Source organism: Terracoccus sp. 273MFTsu3.1 (assembly GCF_000383675.1).
Lineage (GTDB): Bacteria > Actinomycetota > Actinomycetes > Actinomycetales > Dermatophilaceae > Terrabacter.
In genome coordinates this window covers 713637-732241 of sequence record NZ_KB911821.1, presented here as the reverse complement: position 1 = coordinate 732241, position 18605 = coordinate 713637, and the positions used below count along the sequence as shown (strand labels likewise).

Genomic DNA, 18605 nt, shown 5'->3' with positions numbered 1-18605 from the left:
GCCTCCTCGAGGGCCGGTCCCCGCCACGCGGGGGCCGGCCCTCGTCGTGGGTGCGGGACCTGCCGACCGGCCGGGCGCGGGCATAGGTTGGACGGGTGACTGCGACTCCTGACATGACCTACCGGCAGCTCGGCGACAGCGGGCTCACCGTCTCGACCGTCGGCGTCGGCTGCAACAACTTCGGCCGACGCCTCGACCAGGACGGCACGAACGCCGTCGTGCGCCAGGCACTCGACAGCGGCATCACCCTCTTCGACACCGCCGACATCTACGGCCAGGGTGCCAGCGAGGAGATGCTCGGCCTCGCGCTGGGATCTGAGCGCGAGAACGTCGTGGTGGCAACGAAGTTCGGCATGGACATGCAGGGTGCCAACGGCCCCGACTGGGGGGTGCGTGGCTCGCGCCGCTACGTCCGCAAGGCCGTCGAAGCGAGCCTGCGACGGCTCGGCACCGACTGGATCGACCTCTACCAGCTTCACCGACCCGACCCGCAGACCCCGATCGACGAGACGCTGGCGGCCCTCGACGAGCTGGTCCGCGAGGGCAAGGTGCGCTATCTCGGCAGCAGCAACTTCACCGGCTGGCAGGTCGTCGACGCCGACTGGACAGCGCGGGCCGCAGGCACCTCCCGGTTCGTCTCGGCGCAGAACGAGTACTCCCTGCTCGAGCGTGACGTCGAGGACGAGCTCGTGCCCGCGTGCGAGCACGTCGGAGTCGGGCTGCTCCCGTTCTTCCCGCTCGCCTCCGGCCTGCTCACCGGAAAGTACCGCCGCGGCGAGCCGGCCCCGGAGGGCACCCGCCTCGCCGGGATGGCCGACCGCCTCGACGGCGCCGACTGGGACACGATCGAGGCCCTCGAGGCGTATGCCGCCCAGCGCGGTCTGCGCCCCATCGACGTCGCGATCGGCGGCCTCGCGGCCCAGCCCGCGGTCGCCTCGGTGATCGCGGGGGCGACGCGCCCCGAGCAGGTCGTCGACAACGTCCGGGCCGGCCTGTGGGAGCCGACCGCCGAGGACCTGGCCGAGCTCGACCAGATCACGACCCCGACCGCCTGACGGCCCCGAGATCCACTCGAGTGAGCGCCCCGTCCCACTCGAGTGAGCGCCCCGTCCCACTCGAGTGAGCGCCCGGTCCCACTCGAGTGAGCGCGCCGTCCCACACGTCCCGTCGAGTGGCCCCGCCGTCACTGGCCCCATGGGGCTGGTGTGTCGTCGGGGCCACTCGACTGTGACTGGGCGCTCACTCGACTGTGACTGGGCGCTCACTCGACGTGAGGGTGGGTGGCGGACTAGTCGGTGGCTGCGTGGAGCGTGGGCTCGGGAACCACGTCCGTGTCGGCGGTGCGCGTCTTCTCGGCGCGCAGGGCGTACCGGTAGAACCATGCGCCGAGGATGCTGACCGCTCCGGCGGTCACCATGGCCAGCTGTGTCGAGGTGCGCTCGGCCAGCAGGCCCAGGAGCGGGGCCGCGATGCCGAAGGCGGCCGAGGCGACCATCGAGTTCATCGAGAGGACCGTGGCGCGGTTGCGGGCCCGGGCCTCGCGGTGGAGCAGGGCGGAGTGGGCCGGACCGGCAGCGCCGTGCAGCAGGTACGTCACGCCGTAGGCGGCGATGAGCGCGGCAGGCCCGGCGACGAGCCCCATGACGACCGCGCCGAGCCCGTTGAGCACGCGTGCGGCTATCGCGGTGCGGGTGACACCGATGCGTCGGCTCGACCAACCCGAGAGGGCCGCGCCGAGGGCGAAGACGGCCCACCCGGCGGCGGCCACCGGGCCCATGATCGCGCCGGCGCGCTCCTCGCCCCCGACGAGCTCGGCCAGGCGGATCGGCTGGAACGTCTCGAAGACGATCATCGCCACCGACCAGAAGACCTCGACGCAGACGATGCCGCGCAGCGCTCGGTTGCTCCGCAGCAGGCCGAGGCCGTCACGCACGACGGCGGGAGCCTCCTTCGCGGAGGCGAGGGCACGGCGGGCACCCGAGGCGTCGAGGTGCTCGGCACCGCGCGGCTCGCGCAGCAGGACGAGGACGGCGACGAGGTGCACGACGTTGAGCGCGACGAAGACGGCCACGGGGAGGACGAGCGCCGACGCGCCCGAGAAGGGGTGCCACCAGACGAGGGCGCCGGAGACGAGGGCCCCGGAGGCGATCGCTCCGCCGAGCACGGTGCCCTGGGCCGCGAGGGCACCGTCGACGTCGGCGCCGGGAGTCGTGGCGTGCACCGTGTCGACGTACCACGCCTCGAGGGGACCGGAGTCGAGGGCACGGAAGATGCCGGTGAGCACGGCGGCCGCGAAGAAGGCCCAGAAGGAGTGCGCCACGAGCAGGATGCTGCTCGCGACGACGTTGACGACGGCCGAGACGACGAAGACCGGCCGACGACCGAAGGCGTCCGCGAAGCCGCTCGTGGGCAGCTCGAGCGCGAAGATCGTCAGACCCGCGGCCGACGAGATCGTCATCGCCTGCGCCACGGTGAGACCGCGCTCGAGCTGCCACAGGGTGAGCAGGCCGACGACGAGCCCGACCGGGAACCACCGGGTGAAGCTCAGGGCGAGGAAGACGCGGCGGGCCGCGGTGGGGGAGAGCAGGGTGTCGCGTGGGCTCATCGGGCTCACTCCTTCGTCGTCGGGGGTCGGTCGAGGTCGAGCGGGTAGGCGAAGGCGTAGACGGCGATGCGTCGCGCCTGCGGGTTGCCCTGTCCGACGCGGCGGTAGCGCTCGATGAGGTCCCACATCTCCTCCCGCATCGCCTCGAGCGACTCAGCGGTGACGAGCACGGCGGCGTCGCTCGAACCGCAGGCGTCCTGCCAGGCGGTGGGCCACGTCGTCGAGACGTCGAGCCACTTGTCGTACTGCTCGCTGAAGTGGCGGGCGTAGTCGCGGGTCAGCCAGTTGAGGGCGGTCTCGGAGTCCTCGTCGCCCTCGAAGTCGCTCGGGTGCCAGGAGTGGTACTCCGAGCTCGCGCGCCACAGCCGGCGCTTGCCCTCACCCTCCTCGGTGTCGTGGACGAGCCCGACCGACTCGAGCTTGCGCAGGTGGTAGCTCGTGGCGCCGGAGTTGGTGCCGAGGAGCGTGGCGAGGTCGGTGGCGGTCGCCGGGCCGCCGCGACGCAGGGCCCCGAGCAGGCGCGACCGGAGCGGGTGGGCGAGGACGCGCACGCTCTCCGGCGTGAGCCAGACGTTCTCGTCGTCGGAGGGGCCGGACGCGGTCCGAGGGGAGGGGGTCGAGGAGTCCTGTGCAGCCATAGTGTGCACAATACCTGTGCACACTATGGCTGCACAAGATCTTTGCACGACCGGTTTTCAGGGACATCGCTGCAGGTCAGCCCGCGTTTTCGGTCCCGGTGCACATGATTTGGGCACGAGGGCCCGACCCCGTAACATGGATGAAGTTGTGCACCGGGCCGTCAGGCGAACCCAGCATCCCCATCACGTGGACTCCACGAGGGCGGGGCCGGGCGACGCGGACCGAGCCCAGCGGCATTCACTGCTCCACCATTTCAGAAGCGAAGGCAGACTCCATTGCGCACGTACACCCCGAAGCCCGGCGAGGTCACTCGCACGTGGCACGTCATCGACGCGACCGACGTCGTGCTCGGCCGTCTCGCGAGCCAGGCCGCTGTCCTGCTCCGGGGCAAGCACAAGCCGCAGTTCGCACCGCACGTCGACACCGGTGACTTCGTCATCATCATCAACGCCGACAAGGTCGCCCTGACCGGCGCCAAGCTCGAGCAGAAGAAGGCCTACCGCCACTCGGGCTTCCCGGGCGGTCTGCGGTCGACCTCCTACACCGAGCTGCTCGCCAAGAGCCCCGAGAAGGCCGTCGAGAAGGCCATCCGCGGCATGCTCCCGAAGAACTCGCTGGCCCGCCAGCAGCTCTCCAAGCTCAAGGTCTACCGCGGTGCCGAGCACCCCCACGCGGCCCAGCAGCCCGTCCCCTTCGAGATCACCCAGGTTGCGCAGTAAGCCCCCCCGGCTGCTGCGTAGAAAGCGACAAGACACGTGACTGACATCGTGAACGAGGAAGTCCTCGACACCGACGAGCCCGAGCTGACCGAGTACACCTCGGAGTCCGACGGCTCCGTCGCCGGCGAGCCGAAGCGCGCCCGTGAGGTCTCGACCCCCGGCGCTGCCACCGGTCGCCGCAAGCAGGCCATCGCCCGCGTGCGCATCGTCCCCGGCACCGGCGAGTGGAAGATCAACGGCCGTACCCTCGACGCCTACTTCCCCAACAAGGTGCACCAGCAGATCGTCAAGGAGCCGCTGACGCTCCTCGAGCTGGACGGCTCCTACGACGTGCTCGTCCGCGTGCACGGCGGTGGCCCCTCCGGCCAGGCCGGCGCGGTGCGCCTCGGCGTCGCCCGCTCGCTGAACGGCATCGACGAGGAGCTCAACCGTCCCGCCCTCAAGAAGGCCGGCTTCCTCACCCGTGACCCCCGCGTCCCGGAGCGCAAGAAGGCCGGTCTCAAGAAGGCCCGCAAGGCTCCCCAGTACTCCAAGCGCTGATGCTTCGGCTGGCGCCGAGCATCACCGCTTGGCTCCAGTCGCGCTGATGCTTCGACTGGCGCCGAGCATCACCGCTTGGCTCCAGTCGCGCTGAAGGTGCGAACGAAGGCCCCCGAGCACTGCTCGGGGGCCTTCGTCGTGCCCGATGGCGTATGCCGTCAGGCGGGGTCGGTGCCCCGTCAGCCCACCGTCACGTGGCTGAGGTCGCACCGGTTCGTGTCGTTGGACCACGTCGCCTGCATCGCGAAGCTGCCCGACGTCGTCGAGACGTTGCCCGCCCCGCCCGCGCTGCCGGGGGCGATCCACGCGCACTCGTCGGCGTTCTCCTGGCCGGAGTAGGTGCGTGACGTGGTGTTCGTCCATCCGCCGGCCGGGTTCTGGTCGGTGATCGTCTCGGCGTACTCGTGGCCCTCGACCATGGAGTAGCCGTCGTCGGTGCCCGCGGCGCCGGTGTTGACGAAGTTCTGCCCGCAGCTCGTGCCCATGTCCATGACGTAGGGCATGTTCGTGAAGGCGATGTCACCGTAGGGGCTGGTCGACCCGACGTAGGGGTCCCCGTTGTAGTCGTGCCAGGCGCAGAACTGCCCGGACGAGGTGTTGAAGCCGTCCGGGTGCGTGCCGGTCGGGGAGAGGACGACGTACTGCGCGTCGCGGTTGCTCGCGGCGGTGGTGTTGCCGAAATGCGCTGCGGCGCGGACGGCCTCGTCGCCGAGCTGCTTGGCCGTGGCGTTGGCGGGCGCCGCGACCGAGGGGTCGAACCACACGCCGGCGAGGGCCCCGCCGGTCGGGTACCGCACGTGAGTAGCGCCCGACGGGCAGGATGTCGCGCCCCTGGCCACGAGCGGACCGTCGCAGTACTGCGTCATGACGCCCGACCAGGCCTCGCCGCCCGTCCCCAGGCCCTTGAAGAGCTTCTGGACGATCGGTGCGCCCGCCTTGGGGTCGCCGGTGAAGGTGAGGTTGCCGCCTGCGTCGGTGCCCTGGCTGCCCCACTGGCTGCCGTAGAACACGAGGTAGACCTTCTCGGCGCCGCCGCTCGTGACCCCGGTCCCGTCGACGCCGCCGCCGTAGGAGAGGGTCTTGGACTGGGTGGGCCGCGCGCCCTTGGTCTGGGCCTCCCACCGGTGCATCTGGGTGTTGAGTTCGCGGGTCGGGACCGCGCCGTGGCGGTAGGGGTGGCCGTAGGCCGGAGAGTAGGGGTTGGTCACGCCCGCGGCGGACGCCCCTGCAGCGGGCGTGGACGGCGCCGCGCTCGGTGCCGCGGCGGACGCGCCGAACGCCGTCGCCACGCTGAGGATGGTGGCGGCCGTTGCGGTGGCTGCGGCCACACGCCCTGAACGTCGAGTGCTCATCGAGTGCCTCTCTGGGAAGGACCCGGGAAGGCCCGCGGGTGTCGGGCCCCGGGGATGGGCACATCGTCGCGGGGTATGTCTGGGAAGTGGATGGGTGCCACCTGCCAGTTCCCTGCCACTTTCCGGCACCGTCGGAGCGGGTATGTCCGTTGTGACCCGTTCTGGCTGGGCCGGATGGCCGTATGCCGTCGGGGCGGTATCGTCGTGCGAGCACATCTCTCGGCCCAGTGGGTCGGACCCCTCGGGAAGGCACACAAGCGTGGCTCGACTCTTCGGCACGGACGGCGTCCGTGGTGTGGCGAACAAGGACATCACCGCCGAGCTCGCGCTCGACCTCTCCGTCGCCGCGGCGCACGTCCTCGGCGAGGTTGGCGCCTTCAACGGTCACCGCCCCGTCGCCGTCGTCGGCCGCGACCCCCGGGCGTCCGGCGAGTTCCTCGCCGCGGCTACGGTGGCCGGCCTCGCCTCGGCGGGCATCGACGTGCGCGACGCTGGCGTGCTGCCCACACCGGCGATCGCCTACCTCGTGGGCGAGCAGGACGCCGACCTCGGTGCCATGCTCTCGGCGTCGCACAACCCGATGCCCGACAACGGCATCAAGTTCTTCGCCCGGGGCGGGCACAAGCTCGCCGACGACCTCGAGGACCGCATCGAGGCCCGGCTGCGCGACGAGTGGCAGCGTCCCACGGGCGGTGACGTCGGCCGCATCACGCCCCTGCTCGACGGTGCGGACCGCTACGTCGCGCACCTGCTCTCGGTGCTGCCGCACCGGCTCGAGGGCCTGCACGTCGTCGTCGACGCCGCGCACGGTGCTGCGTCGGAGGTCGCCCCACGCGCCTTTCGCGAGGCCGGCGCGCAGGTGACGCTCATCGGCGGCGAGCCGGACGGGCTCAACATCAATGACGGCTACGGCTCCACCCACCTCGAGCACCTCAAGGAGACCGTCATCTCGGTCGGCGCCGACTTCGGCATCGCCCTCGACGGCGACGCCGACCGCTGCCTCGCCGTCGACGCCGCCGGGCACGAGGTGGACGGCGACCAGATCATGGCGATCCTCGCGCTCGCCATGAAGGAGCAGGGCGTGCTGCGCGGTGACACGCTCGTCGCGACCGTCATGTCCAACCTCGGCATGATCCAGGCTCTCGGTGGAGCCGGCATCAAGGTGCTGCAGACCGCTGTCGGCGACCGCTACGTCCTCGAGGGGATGAAGTCCGGCGGCTACGTGCTCGGCGGCGAGCAGTCCGGCCACGTCGTCATGCTCGACCACGGCACGACGGGCGACGGCACCCTCACCGGGCTCATGCTCGCCTCGCGCGTCGCCGCGACCGGTCGGGCGCTCGCCGACCTCGCCGGCATCATGACCCACTTCCCGCAGGTGCTCGTCAACGTCAAGGACGTCGACAAGTCGGCTCTCGAGGCCAACACGGCCGTCGCCGACGCCGTGCGTGCGGCCGAGGGAGAGCTCGGGGAGAGCGGCCGGGTCCTGCTGCGCAAGTCCGGCACCGAGCCCGTCGTCCGCGTCATGGTCGAGGCTGCCGACGGCGACCAGGCCCGCACCCTCGCCGACCGCCTCGTCGGGGTGGTCAGGGCCGAGCTGTCGCTCTGAGCCGACCGGACGGCAAACGTCCTCCGGGGTCCGGTCGAAACCGGGTCGAGGGCGGGGCGGCTCCTGCGTAGGGTTCGGTCCATGCCCGACGAGATCCCGGCCGCCAACCCGCTGCTCGCCCCGAGCCCGCTGCCCCACGGGCTGCCGCCCTTCGCCCTGATCCGCGACGAGCACTACCGCGAGGCCTTCGACCGCGGCATGGCCGAGCACCTCGCCGAGGTCGACTCGATCGCGGGCGACCCGGCGCCCCCGACCTTCGAGAACACGCTCGTCGCACTGGAGCGCTCGGGGCAGACGCTGAGCCGGACGAGCCTCGCCTTCTTCGGGACGTCGAGCTCCCTCGCCACCGACGCCGTGCAGGCGATCGAGGAGGAGTACGCGCCGCGCCTCACCGCTCACGCCGACGCGGTCCGGCTCGACCCGCGCCTCTACGCCCGGATCAGGGCCCTCCACGACGACGAGGCGGCGATGGCCGCCCTCGACCCGGAGTCTCGACGTCTCGTCGAGCGGCACCTCACCGAGATGACCGTCGCCGGGGCGGGGCTCGACGAGAGCGCGAAGGACCGCCTGCGCGAGCTCAACGGCCGGCTGGCGAGCCTCGGCACCCAGTTCGAGAAGCGGCTGCTCGCCGACTCCAACGACCTCGCCGTCCTCGTCGACGACGTGACGGCGCTCGACGGGCTGACCGCGGGCGAGATCTCGGCCGCCGCGGCGGCTGCGGCCGAGCACGGGCACGAAGGGGCCTGGCTGCTCACCCTCGTCCTGCCGACCGGGCATCCCCACCTCGCCTCGCTCACCGACCGTCACCTGCGCCGTCGGCTCCACGAGGCGCAGGGCTCCCGCGGCAACCGGGACAACGCCAACGACACCAAGGCGCTCGTCCTCGAGACCGTCCGGCTCCGGGCCGAGCGGGCCCGGCTCCTCGGCTACGACACGCATGCCGCTGCAGCGCTCGCCGACTCCACGGCGCGCACCCCTGAACGCGTCATGGACCTGCTGGGGCGCCTCGCCCCGGCCGCGGCCCGCAACATCGAGGCCGAGCGGGCCCTCCTCGAGGAGGAGGCCGGCCACCCCGTGGAGGCGCACGACTGGGCGTTCTGGGCCGAACGCGTCCGCGCGTCGAGGTATGCCGTCGACCTCGCGGCGATGCGACCCTACTTCGAGGCCGAGCGGGTGCTCCACGACGGGATCTTCCACGCGGCCGGGCTGCTGTACGGCCTGACCTTCCACGAGCGCGACGACCTCGAGGGCTACCACCCCGACGTCCGCGTCTTCGAGGTGCACGACTCCGACGGGACGCCCTTCGGGCTCTACCTGCTCGACCTCCACACCCGCGACACGAAGAAGGGCGGGGCGTGGATGAACAGCCTCGTCCACCAGAACACCCTGCTGGGTCAGACGAGCGCCGTCGTGTGCAACAACCTCAACGTGCCCAAGCCCGGCCCGGGTGAGCCGACGCTGCTCACCTTCGACGAGACCCGCACCTTCTTCCACGAGTTCGGGCACGCGATCCACGGCCTGCTCGCGCGGGTGACCTACCCGCACTTCGCCGGCACCCGCGTCTTCCGCGACTTCGTCGAGTACCCGAGCCAGGTCAACGAGATGTGGATGCTCTGGCCCGAGGTGCTCGGGAGCTACGCGGTGCACCACGAGACGGGGGAGCCCCTGCCGCAGGAGCTCGTCGACCGCCTCGTCGCGGCGCAGTCCTTCGGGGAGGGCTTCGCGACGGGTGAGTACCTCGCGGCAGCGCTGCTGGACCAGGCGTGGCACGCCATCGACGTCGAGGAGGCCGCGACGGTGACGGACGTCGAGGCCTTCGAGGCGTCCGCCCTCGCCGCGGTCGGGCTCGCGAACCCCCTCGTGCCGCCGCGCTACCGGTCGACGTACTTCGCGCACACCTTCTCGTACGCGTACGACGCCCAGTACTACGCCTACATCTGGAGCGAGGTGCTCGATGCCGACACCGTGGCGTGGTTCCGCGAGAACGGCGGCCTGACCCGCGCCAACGGCGACCGCTACCGCCGCCACGTGGTCGGGATCGGCGGCGCCGCCGACCCGCTCGAGTCCTACCGCGAGTTCCGCGGCGCCGACGCGGACATCCGGCACCTGCTCGAGCGTCGCGGCCTCGGCTGACGGGGACGCCGCGGGGCGCGGCTGGCAGACTCGGTCCGTGAGCCACGTCAACGTCGTGCCCCTCTCACGGCGCATGCAGCCTCGTGACCCCCACGAGCCGCATCGCGTCGCGACCCCGCTCGAGCTGCTCTTCGACCTCGTCTTCGTCGTGGCCATCGCGAGCGCCGCCGCGCAGTGGCACCACGGCCTGGCCCAGGGGCACCTCGGCGACCTCGTCAACTTCGTCATGGTCTTCTTCGCCATCTGGTGGGCGTGGATGAACTACACGTGGTTCGCATCGTCGTACGACTGCGACGACGTGACCTACCGCCTCCTCACCTTCGCGATCATGGCCGGCTCGCTCATGCTCGCCGCAGGCATCCCCGAGCTCTTCAGCACCGAGCAGTCCGGGCTCGTCGTCGGCGGCTACGCCGTGATGCGCTTCGCGATGGTGGCGATGTGGCTCCGGGCGGCGGCCGGCCACCCGGAGGGGCGGCGGACCGCCTTGACGTATGCGGCGGGCATCGCTGTCGTCCAGGTGCTGTGGATCGCCCGGCTGCTCCTCGACGGTCGGACGGCCCTGCTCGTGTCGTTCTTCGCCCTCGTCGTCCTGGAGCTGCTCGTGCCCATCGTGGCCGAGCGCCACGGCATCACCCCGTTCCACCCGCACCACATCGCCGAGCGCTACGCGCTGCTGACGATCATCGTGCTCGGCGAGGTCATCCTCGCCTCGGTGCAGGCGGTCCAGGGAGCACTGGAACAGGGCGCGGAGGTGGGGCTGCTCGCCATCGTCGTCGGCGGGCTGCTCATCGTCTTCTCGATGTGGTGGCTCTACTTCAAGCGCGAGCACGCCGGCCTCTTCGAGGGCGGTATCCGCAGCACGTTCATCACCGGCTACGGCCACTACCTCGTCTTCGTCTCGGTGGCGGCGACCGGCGCCGCCCTTGCCGCCGCCGTCGACCTCGTCCAGGGAGAGGCGACCACGACGGACCGGGTGGTCGGACTCGCGCTCGCCGGTGCCGTGGCCGTCTACGTGTGGTGTCTGACGGCCATGCACGCCATGGCGGGGGCGCCCGTCGTCGAGACCCGGGTGGGCGTCCTCGTCGGGCTCGTCCTGCTGGCCGTCGCCGCGGTGGGCCCGCCGGTCGGCGTGACGGTGCTGATCACCGGGCTCGTGCTGGCCGCCGCCGTCGCCCACCACGTCTGGACCACCCGCGTCGAGGCGTGACCGGACCGACGTGCCCACTCGACGACGAGTCGAGCGGGCACGTCGGGAGGCGGGTCAGTCGACGGGCTGGAGCAGCCCGGAGTCGACGTCGTAGATGAACCCGCCGACGAGCGTCCCGTCGGCGATGAGCGGGTGGCTGCGCACCCGTGCGACGTCGGCACGCAGCGTGCGCACCTGGTCCTCGATGACGCCGAAGCTCATCCACGACGCGTCCTTGCCGGCGCTCGCACCGACCTTCTCGCGCAGCTCGGCCTCGGAGTTCGAGGCGACGGCGCACCGCGTGTGCGGCACGACGAGCACGCGCTCCACGTTGAGCAGGTGGGTGCCGAGCACGAGCGCCTCGAGCGCCGCGTCGGTCACGCGTCCACCCGGGTTGCGGAAGATCTTGGCGTCGCCGGGCGAGAGGCCGAGCATGCGCAAGGGGTCGATGCGCGAGTCCATGCACGTCACGACGGCCACGCCGGCGTGGGCCACGCCGTCGAAGCCGTTCAGGGAGAAGTCTTCGGCCCACGTGCGGTTGGCGGCTAGGAGGTCATCGAATCCCGCTGTCGCAGAGGCGTTCTCGCTCATGTCTGTCCTTTCGGTCACTGGAGTCCGGGTCGCTTGGAGATGGTGAAGGCCATCGGCTTGCTCACCTCGGCGAAGAAGTCGTTGCCCTTGTCGTCGACGACGATGAAGGCGGGGAAGTCCTCGACGTCGATCTTCCAGACCGCCTCCATGCCGAGCTCTTCGTACTCGAGCACCTCGACGTGCTTGATGCAGTCCTGGGCCAGTCGGGCCGCCGGCCCGCCGATCGAGCCGAGGTAGAAGCCGCCGTGTGCGTCGCACGCCTCGGTGACCTGCTTGCTCCGGTTGCCCTTGGCGAGCATCACCTTGGACCCGCCGGCGGCCTGGAACTGGTCGACGTAGGAGTCCATCCGCCCGGCGGTCGTGGGACCGAACGAGCCGGACGGCATGCCTTCCGGTGTCTTGGCCGGGCCGGCGTAGTAGACGGGGTGGTCCTTGAGGTACTGCGGCATCTCCTCGCCCGCGTCGAGCCGCTCCTTGATCTTGGCGTGCGCGATGTCGCGCGCCACGACGAGCGGGCCGGTGAGCGAGAGCCGGGTCTTGACCGGGTGCCTGGAGAGCTCGGCGAGGATGTCGTCCATCGGCTGCGTGAGGTCGACCTTGACGACGACGTTCCTGCTGGTGGAGCTGACGCCCACCGCGTCGTCCTCGTGCTCGCCGAGGTCGACGGCGCCGGCGTCGGGCAGGAAGCGCGCCGGGTCGGTCTCGAGCTGCTCGATGAACACGCCCTCGGCGGTGATCTTGCCGAGCACCTGCCGGTCGGCCGAGCACGAGACGGCGATGGCCACCGGGAGGCTCGCGCCGTGTCGGGGGAGGCGGACCACGCGCACGTCGTGGCAGAAGTACTTGCCGCCGAACTGGGCGCCGATGCCGAACTGACGGGTCAGCTCGAGCACCTTCTCCTCGAGCTCGGTGTCGCGGAAGCCGTGGGCCGTCATGGAGCCCGACGTCGGCAACGTGTCGAGGTACTTCGCCGACGCGTACTTGGCTGTCTTCAGGGCGAACTCGGCGCTCGTGCCGCCGATGACGATGGCGAGGTGGTAGGGCGGGCACGCTGCCGTGCCCAGGGAGCGGAGCTTCTCGTCGAGGAAGCGCATCATGGCGTCCTCGTTGAGGATCGCCTTCGTCTCCTGGTAGAGGTAGCTCTTGTTGGCCGAGCCGCCACCCTTGGCCATGAAGAGGAACTTGTACTGCGCCTCGTGGCCCGGCAGCGTGTCGGCGTAGAGCTCGACCTGCGCCGGCAGGTTGGAGCCGGTGTTCTTCTCCTCCCACGTCGTGATGGGGGCCATCTGCGAGTAGCGCAGGTTGAGGCGGGTGTACGCGTCGTAGACGCCCTCGCTGATCGCCTGCTCGTCGGTGCCCGGCGTCAGCACGTGCTGGCCCCGCTTGCCCATGACGATCGCGGTGCCGGTGTCCTGGCACATCGGCAGCACGCCACCGGCCGCGATGTTGGCGTTCTTGAGCAGGTCGAGCGCGACGAACTTGTCGTTGTTGCTGGCCTCGTCGTCCTCGAGGATGTTGCGCAGCTGCTGGAGGTGCGCCGGGCGCAGGTAGTGCGCGATGTCGTGCATCGCCGTCTCGGTGAGCAGCCGCAGCGCCTCTGGGTCGACCTCGAGGAACGTGCGCCCTCCCGGCCCGTCGACGGCGCGCACGCCCTCGGTCGTCAGCAGCCGGTACGGCGTCTCGTCGGCGCCGATGGGCAGCAGGTCCTCGTAGGCGAAGTCGGCCACGAAACGCTCCTTGCGATACAGATGGGCTCGAGCTGGTCAGGCGTATGCCGCCGAGCCCCACGGCATACGACAGTCCCCTCCCAGCCTAGTGACGGCCGGGAGGGGACTGGCGAGCAGGTCGGTGCGGGTGCCGAGGCGGCGCCTCAGCCCTTGACCGCGCCGGACGTCATGCCGCGGATCATGTAGCGCTGCAGCGTGACGAAGACGATCATCGGGACGATGATCGTGATGAACGCGCCCGCGGTCAGGAGCTCCTGACCCTGCCCCTGCGAGCCCAGGAGCTGCTGGAGCTTGACGATGACGGTCGTGTTCTCGCTCTTGAGGAAGAGCTTGGCGATGAGCAGGTCGTTCCACACCCAGAGGAACTGGAGCGTGGCGAACGCCGCGATGGCCGGGATCGACATCGGTGCCACGAGCTTCCAGAACGTCTGGAAGTGGCTGCACCCGTCGATCTTGGCCGACTCGACGACGCTGCGCGGCAGGGTGCTCATGTAGTTGCGCAGGGTGTAGATGCACAGCGGCATGCCGAAGCCCGTGTGCAGCAGCCACACCGCGATGTACTGCCCGCTGATGCCGAGGCCACGCGGGCCGAGGATGTTGAGCATCGGCTGGAAGGCCACCTGGATGGGGACCACCATGACCGCGATGATGAGCAGGAAGAAGAACTCCTTGAAGGGGAAGTCCATGAAGGTGAACGCGTAGGCCGCGAACGCCGCGAACATGATCGGGATGACGGTGGCCGGGATCGCCACGATGATGCTGTTGACGAATCCCGAGCTGAGGTCCGCCCCGGTCCACGCCCCCGAGTAGTTGCTCGTCGTCCAGTCGGCGCCGAAGGGGTTGAACAGCGCGGTCCACCAGCCGGAGGTCGCCGCGTCGTCCCGGGTGCGGAACGAGGTGACGAGCAGTCCCAGCGTCGGGATCGTCCAGAGGAGCGCCAGGATCGTCATGGTGACGATCGAGAAGGGGCTGCGGGGCCGCCCGTCCTTCATCAGGGATCGGCTCATCGACCTGCCTCCTCGTCGCGGAAGTGCTTGACCTGGTACCAGATGAGCGGAATCACCGCGATCAGCAGGACGACGACGATGGCCGTCGCCTGTCCGGCCTCGCTGGCCGCGAACAGCTTGTTGAAGAAGAGGTTCGCGATGACGTTGGTGCCGTAGGCACCGTTCGTCGTGACGTAGACGATGTCGAAGACCTTGAGGACGGTGATGAAGACCGTGACGAACACCGTGATGATCGTGCCCTTGATCTGCGGGATGATCACCTGCCAGAAGATCTGGAACTCGCCGGCGCCGTCGATGCGCGCCGCCTCGACGGTGTCCTCGGGGACGCCCTTGATGGCCGAGGAGAGCAGGACCATGGCAAAACCCGCCTGGAGCCAGATGAGGATGACCATGAGCAGGATCGAGTTGAGCTTGAGTGTGTCGATGGCGAGCCACGTCTGCGGGTCGCCGCCGAGGCCGGTCCAGATCGCGTTGAGCAGACCGGTCTGCGGCTGGCCCGGGTTGTTGTAGGCGTAGACGAGCAGCCAGATGGCGGAGGCGCCGACGGCCGAGATCGCCATCGGCAGGAAGACCATGCTCTTGGCGACCTTCTCACCGGTGGCGGACAGCTTGTCGGCGAGCACCGCGACGACGACCCCGAACGCGACGACGAGCGCCGGCACGATGAGCAGCCACAGGATGTTGTTGACGATGGACTGCCAGAACTCGCTGCTGCCGAAGATCGTCTTGTAGTTCTCCAGACCCACGTAGGCGGTGCTGTCGGCGTTGGCGAACGAGTAGTTGATCGTCTGGAACGTCGGGTAGATGAGCATGAGCCCGACGAGCAGGAGCCCGGGCAGGAGGAAGGCGTAGGGGATCGCGCCCTCCGACAGCCGCCGCGGCAGGCCCTCGACGAACATGTTGAGGAAGTAGAAGAGCAGGGCTGCCCCACCCACTCCCGCGACGATCGCCAGGATGCCGATGACGAACTTGTTGCCGAACCACTCGGGGTAGTAGCCGAACGCGAGGAAGAGGTTGGCCAGCGCCCAGATCACGGCGATCATGCCGACGAGTCCGACGCCGATCTTCACCGGGTTGGTGCGCAGGTGCGCGTCGGGGTCGTCCCCGGTGCGCACTCGTTGACGCGGCGCTGCCGCGCTGGTGTCGGCAGTCATGACTTCGGCCAGGACGCTTCGATGTTGTCAGCGGTCTGCTGCGAGCTCTGCCCGCTCTCCCACTTGACCATCTCGGTCCAGAAGGTGCCCGACCCGACGGCCTTGGGCATGAGGTCCGAGCCGTCGAAGCGCAGCACGGCCGACCGGTTGGCGATCAGCGCGATCTTCTTCGTCGTCTCGTTGGGGTAGTTGCTGAGGTCGAAGGTCTTGTGCGGTGACAGCCAGCCACCGGCCTTGGCCCAGGGTGCGCCGAACTTGTCGGAGGTGATGAAGTCCATGACCTTCTTGGCATCGGGGTCGGTGCCGTTGAAGAGGGCCGCGAGGTCGCCGCCACCGAGGATCGCCTGACCGTCGTAGCCGCCCGAGAACTTCGGGAAGACGTAGATGCCCACCGAGTTGTCGAGGTCGGCCTGGACGTTCTTCGGGTAGAACGTCGTGGCGAAGTTGCCCTGGCGGTGCAGCATGCACTTCGGCGGGTTGGAGAACGCCGGGGTCATGGCGTCACCGAACTTGGTGTTGAGCACGCCCTTGGTGCCGCCGAGGACCATCTTCGGGTCCTTGTTGAACTTGGCCGCCTCGTCGAGGGCCTTGACGACCCGCGGGTCGTTGAAGGGGATGCGGTGCGAGGTCCAGTCGTCGTAGACGTCGGGTCCCCACATCCGGAGCATGAGCTCCTCGACCCAGTCGGTGCCGACCCAGCCGGTGGCCTGGTCGGACCCCCAGCCGATGCACCACGGGGTGATGCCGGTCGCCGCGATCTTGCCGGCGACGTCGCTCTGCAGCTGCTGGATGGTGTCGGGCGACTGGTTGTAGCCGCCCTTCTCGTAGGCTGCCTTGGGGTACCACACGATGCTCTTGACCGCGTTGCGCATCGGGGCGCCGTAGACCCGGCCCTTGTAGCGGGCGGCGTCGAGGAAGCCCGGGAGCAGGGTGCCCTGGAGCTTGTCGTAGTCGAGGTACGTGTCGATCGGCCAGACCTTCTTCTGGGCCGCGAACTCGAGCATGCCGCCCGGCTGTGGGAAGAGGCCGATGTCGGGGGAGTCTCCCGCGGCGACCTTCTGCTTGACGGTCGTCGTGAAGTCCTGGTCACCGGTGTACTGGATCTTGATGCCGCTGCTCTTCTCGAAGTCGGCGAGCGAGGCGTTGAAGTTCTTCTCCTCGTCGCCGCCGAAGGCACCGAGGATCGTGACGACCTTGTCGCCGTCGGCCGTGCCGCTGTCGATGAAGCCGCCGGCGCCTCCTGCTCCGCCCGAGCCGTCACCGCCACTGGCGTTGGGGTTCTGCAGACAGCCGGTCAGCACCAACGCTGCCGCGGCGACCACCCCGCCTGCTTGCAGTGCGCGTCTGGGAAAACCGCTCATGGTCGCTCCTCGTCGTTGAGTTGTGCGTCGATCCCCACCGATCAACGTGACCACGGTCACGTGAAGTAACTCATTCCTACCGCGTCGTAGCAGGTGGGTCTAGTGCGAGTGATCACCCCGTGACCTACCCCGGACGGATGCTGACGAGACACCCCGGGTACGCCGACGGCCCCCGGGTGGCCGGGGGCCGTCGATGTTTCGCGTGTGAAAGGTGGGACGAGGCGTCACCGGGCGCCGAGCGTCAGACGCAGCGACCGTTCTTGCATTCGTGGTCGAAGAGCGCCCGGGCGAGGACGGTGGTCATGTCGGCCGGGGAGGGCGCCGCGTAGAAGTCCGAATAGGTCATCTTCGAGATCTGCGACAGCGCCTTGGGGTCGACGTCGGGCCCGATGCCGATGGTCGTGATGGCGATCGGCTTGGACGGGTCGCTCGCGGCGCGCAGGTTGGCCTTGAGCTGCTCGAGCGAGATGCCCTTCGGGTCCTCGTTGCGGCCGTCCGTGAGGATGACGACGGCGTTGACCCGGTTGGGGTCGTACTGCTGCTTGACCTTCTGGTAGGCGGCCCAGATCGTGTCGTAGAGGCCGGTGCCGCCGCCGACGTTCTTGGCGAGGGTGCTCGCGGCGGTCGCGACGACGGCTCGGTGGGAGTCGTCGTCGAGGCGACCGATGGGGGCGAGCTCGCGCCAGTCCTGGCCCTTGCCACCCTTGTCGATGGAGAAGATCCAGAGCCCGAGCTTCGTCGTCTTGGGCAGGGCCGCCAGGGCGATGCCGGCCGCCTCCTGCGTGATGGCGACGCGCGTCGTGTCCCCGACCTTGTCGTTCATCGAGCCGGAGACGTCGAAGACGGACAGGATCGAGAAGTCGGTCGTCGCCGACTGCCAGACGTTGGTGGCCGCGGTGACGGTGTCGGCGTCGGGGCTCGGCCCGATCTTGACCTCGCCCACGCTGCCCGCCGGTGTCGGCATCGTGACGGGGACGGCCGTCGAGCGGATGCCGTACTGCGCGAAGATCTTCGCTGCCGTCGGCGTCATGAGGTAGGCGCGGAGCAGCTCGACCGCCTGGTCGCGGACCGGGTCGGTCGCGACGTTGACGAGGGAGAACTCGAAGGCCGGGGTGCCCTCGCTCGGGGTGACCGACACCATCTTGTGGTCGGGGTAGAGCCGGTTGTGGTCGATGAGGTCGGCCTCGGAGACCGGGAAGGCGGCCGCGGTCGCGGGGTCGGCGTTGTAGGCGCTGAAGAGGTCGTCGACCGAGGCGGCCGCACCCTTGGCGAGCTTGGGGATGACGACGCGTCCCTGCTCGTTGGACAGCTCCGGCAGGGCCGAGGCGAGCGTCAGCATGCCGGCCGTGGTCGAGCGTGGGTCGCTCATCCGGATCGGGCTGTCGGAGGCGACGAGCTCGAGCCACTTCGGCTGGTCCCCGAGCTTGTCGGCCTGGGTGGGGTCCATCGCGATGACGAGGGGGCTCTTGGCGAAGGCGCCCGCCGGCTTGGCGTTGAGCTTGGCGGCCTCGTTGACGCGCTCGACCCAGCGCGGGGAGTCGGGGATCCAGGCGTCGGGCCGGTCCGGCTGACCCTGGCCCAGACCGATCATGGCCTCGATCGGTGCCTTGCCCTTGACGACGTAGTCGACGCACGGGGAGTCCGGGTCGGCCTGGTACTCCTTGGCGAGCGCGAGCACCGCGGGCTGGGCCGCCTCGGACACCCAGACGGAGACGGGGGTGCGGTCGGGGCACGACTTGCCCGGGGTCGCCGTGAGGGCGGCGACGGGTGCCACCTCGCGGCCCTTCCACCAGACGAAGCCGCCGGCGCCGGCTCCGGCGAGCAGCACGACGCCGAGCACGGCCGCGATGATGCGGTTGCGCCGCGCCGCGGCGATCCGGGCCTCGAGGGCCTTACGGTTGGCACGGCTCTCGATGAGACTCTGCTCGTACGGGCCGACAGGGCGTTGTGGAGGGGTGGGGTTGGACACGAGGTTTCCTCACATG

The 18605-nt window shown here is 69.9% G+C and carries 15 protein-coding genes; 6 read left to right on the top strand and 9 right to left on the bottom strand.

The window, feature by feature from the left end:
• Positions 1–113: 113 nt before the first annotated feature.
• Entirely contained in the window at positions 114–1055 is a 942-nt protein-coding gene (locus H283_RS0109010) for an aldo/keto reductase (protein WP_020143194.1), read from the top strand.
• Positions 1056–1288: 233 nt separating this feature from the next.
• Here H283_RS0109010 and H283_RS0109005 read toward each other — a convergent pair whose 3' ends face one another.
• On the bottom strand, positions 1289–2605 hold the full coding sequence (locus H283_RS0109005) for an MFS transporter (RefSeq protein WP_020143193.1): 1317 nt from the start codon (positions 2603–2605) through the stop codon (positions 1289–1291).
• A 5-nt stretch (positions 2606–2610) separates the two neighbouring features.
• Entirely contained in the window at positions 2611–3243 is a 633-nt protein-coding gene (locus H283_RS0109000; RefSeq protein ID WP_020143192.1) for a helix-turn-helix domain-containing protein, read from the bottom strand.
• A gap of 276 nt (positions 3244–3519) precedes the next feature.
• Between H283_RS0109000 and rplM the strand changes: the two genes are divergently transcribed.
• Both rplM and rpsI read left to right on the top strand, forming a co-directional pair.
• Positions 3520–3963: a 50S ribosomal protein L13 gene (gene rplM / locus H283_RS0108995; RefSeq protein ID WP_020143191.1), complete on the top strand. Its 444-nt coding sequence runs from the start codon at positions 3520–3522 to the stop codon at positions 3961–3963.
• A 36-nt stretch (positions 3964–3999) separates the two neighbouring features.
• A complete protein-coding gene (gene rpsI, locus H283_RS0108990; protein ID WP_020143190.1) occupies positions 4000–4503 on the top strand; it encodes a 30S ribosomal protein S9 in 504 nt (167 codons plus the stop codon).
• Between the two features lie 179 nt (positions 4504–4682).
• Here rpsI and H283_RS0108985 read toward each other — a convergent pair whose 3' ends face one another.
• Entirely contained in the window at positions 4683–5855 is a 1173-nt protein-coding gene (locus tag H283_RS0108985) for a hypothetical protein (protein WP_051103571.1), read from the bottom strand.
• Between the two features lie 259 nt (positions 5856–6114).
• Between H283_RS0108985 and glmM the strand changes: the two genes are divergently transcribed.
• The 3 genes from glmM to H283_RS0108970 all read left to right on the top strand — a co-directional run bounded on the left by glmM (position 6115) and on the right by H283_RS0108970 (position 10801).
• Positions 6115–7461, top strand: a complete 1347-nt coding sequence (gene glmM, locus H283_RS0108980) for a phosphoglucosamine mutase (RefSeq protein ID WP_020143188.1) — start codon at positions 6115–6117, stop codon at positions 7459–7461.
• An 81-nt stretch (positions 7462–7542) separates the two neighbouring features.
• Complete coding sequence (locus H283_RS0108975; protein ID WP_020143187.1) at positions 7543–9594, top strand: M3 family metallopeptidase; 2052 nt, start codon at positions 7543–7545, stop codon at positions 9592–9594.
• Between the two features lie 37 nt (positions 9595–9631).
• A complete protein-coding gene (locus H283_RS0108970) occupies positions 9632–10801 on the top strand; it encodes a low temperature requirement protein A (protein ID WP_020143186.1) in 1170 nt (389 codons plus the stop codon).
• A gap of 54 nt (positions 10802–10855) precedes the next feature.
• Here the strand turns inward: H283_RS0108970 and H283_RS0108965 are convergent, their stop codons facing one another.
• From H283_RS0108965 to H283_RS0108940, 6 genes are all read right to left on the bottom strand, one after another.
• Positions 10856–11371, bottom strand: coding sequence for a carbonic anhydrase (locus H283_RS0108965; protein WP_020143185.1), 516 nt, complete (start codon positions 11369–11371; stop codon positions 10856–10858).
• A gap of 14 nt (positions 11372–11385) precedes the next feature.
• Positions 11386–13098: a fumarate hydratase gene (locus tag H283_RS0108960; RefSeq protein WP_020143184.1), complete on the bottom strand. Its 1713-nt coding sequence runs from the start codon at positions 13096–13098 to the stop codon at positions 11386–11388.
• 143 nt (positions 13099–13241) lie between these two features.
• Positions 13242–14105: a carbohydrate ABC transporter permease gene (locus H283_RS0108955; protein ID WP_156023066.1), complete on the bottom strand. Its 864-nt coding sequence runs from the start codon at positions 14103–14105 to the stop codon at positions 13242–13244.
• Complete coding sequence (locus H283_RS0108950; protein WP_051103570.1) at positions 14102–15259, bottom strand: carbohydrate ABC transporter permease; 1158 nt, start codon at positions 15257–15259, stop codon at positions 14102–14104. Before H283_RS0108950 ends, H283_RS0108955 begins: the two co-directional genes overlap by 4 nt.
• Positions 15256–16620: an ABC transporter substrate-binding protein gene (locus H283_RS0108945; protein WP_043648600.1), complete on the bottom strand. Its 1365-nt coding sequence runs from the start codon at positions 16618–16620 to the stop codon at positions 15256–15258. The genes H283_RS0108950 and H283_RS0108945 overlap by 4 nt, the downstream gene beginning before the upstream one ends.
• A gap of 241 nt (positions 16621–16861) precedes the next feature.
• The gene (locus tag H283_RS0108940; protein ID WP_020143180.1) at positions 16862–18589 is read right to left on the bottom strand and encodes a substrate-binding and VWA domain-containing protein; all 1728 of its coding nucleotides are present in this window, start codon (positions 18587–18589) and stop codon (positions 16862–16864) included.
• Positions 18590–18605: the final 16 nt, after the last annotated feature.

What these genes read in the sequence shown, in the direction of transcription:
- H283_RS0109005 (WP_020143193.1), bottom strand. Translation starts at nt 2,605, where the DNA reads ATGAGCCCACGCGACACCCTGCTCTCCCCCACCGCGGCCCGCCGCGTC.
- H283_RS0109010 (WP_020143194.1), top strand. Translation starts at nt 114, where the DNA reads ATGACCTACCGGCAGCTCGGCGACAGCGGGCTCACCGTCTCGACCGTC.
- H283_RS0108975 (WP_020143187.1), top strand. Translation starts at nt 7,543, where the DNA reads ATGCCCGACGAGATCCCGGCCGCCAACCCGCTGCTCGCCCCGAGCCCG.
- H283_RS0108955 (WP_156023066.1), bottom strand. Translation starts at nt 14,105, where the DNA reads ATGAGCCGATCCCTGATGAAGGACGGGCGGCCCCGCAGCCCCTTCTCG.
- H283_RS0108985 (WP_051103571.1), bottom strand. Translation starts at nt 5,855, where the DNA reads ATGAGCACTCGACGTTCAGGGCGTGTGGCCGCAGCCACCGCAACGGCC.
- H283_RS0109000 (WP_020143192.1), bottom strand. Translation starts at nt 3,243, where the DNA reads ATGGCTGCACAGGACTCCTCGACCCCCTCCCCTCGGACCGCGTCCGGC.
- H283_RS0108965 (WP_020143185.1), bottom strand. Translation starts at nt 11,371, where the DNA reads ATGAGCGAGAACGCCTCTGCGACAGCGGGATTCGATGACCTCCTAGCC.
- H283_RS0108945 (WP_043648600.1), bottom strand. Translation starts at nt 16,620, where the DNA reads ATGAGCGGTTTTCCCAGACGCGCACTGCAAGCAGGCGGGGTGGTCGCC.
- H283_RS0108950 (WP_051103570.1), bottom strand. Translation starts at nt 15,259, where the DNA reads ATGACTGCCGACACCAGCGCGGCAGCGCCGCGTCAACGAGTGCGCACC.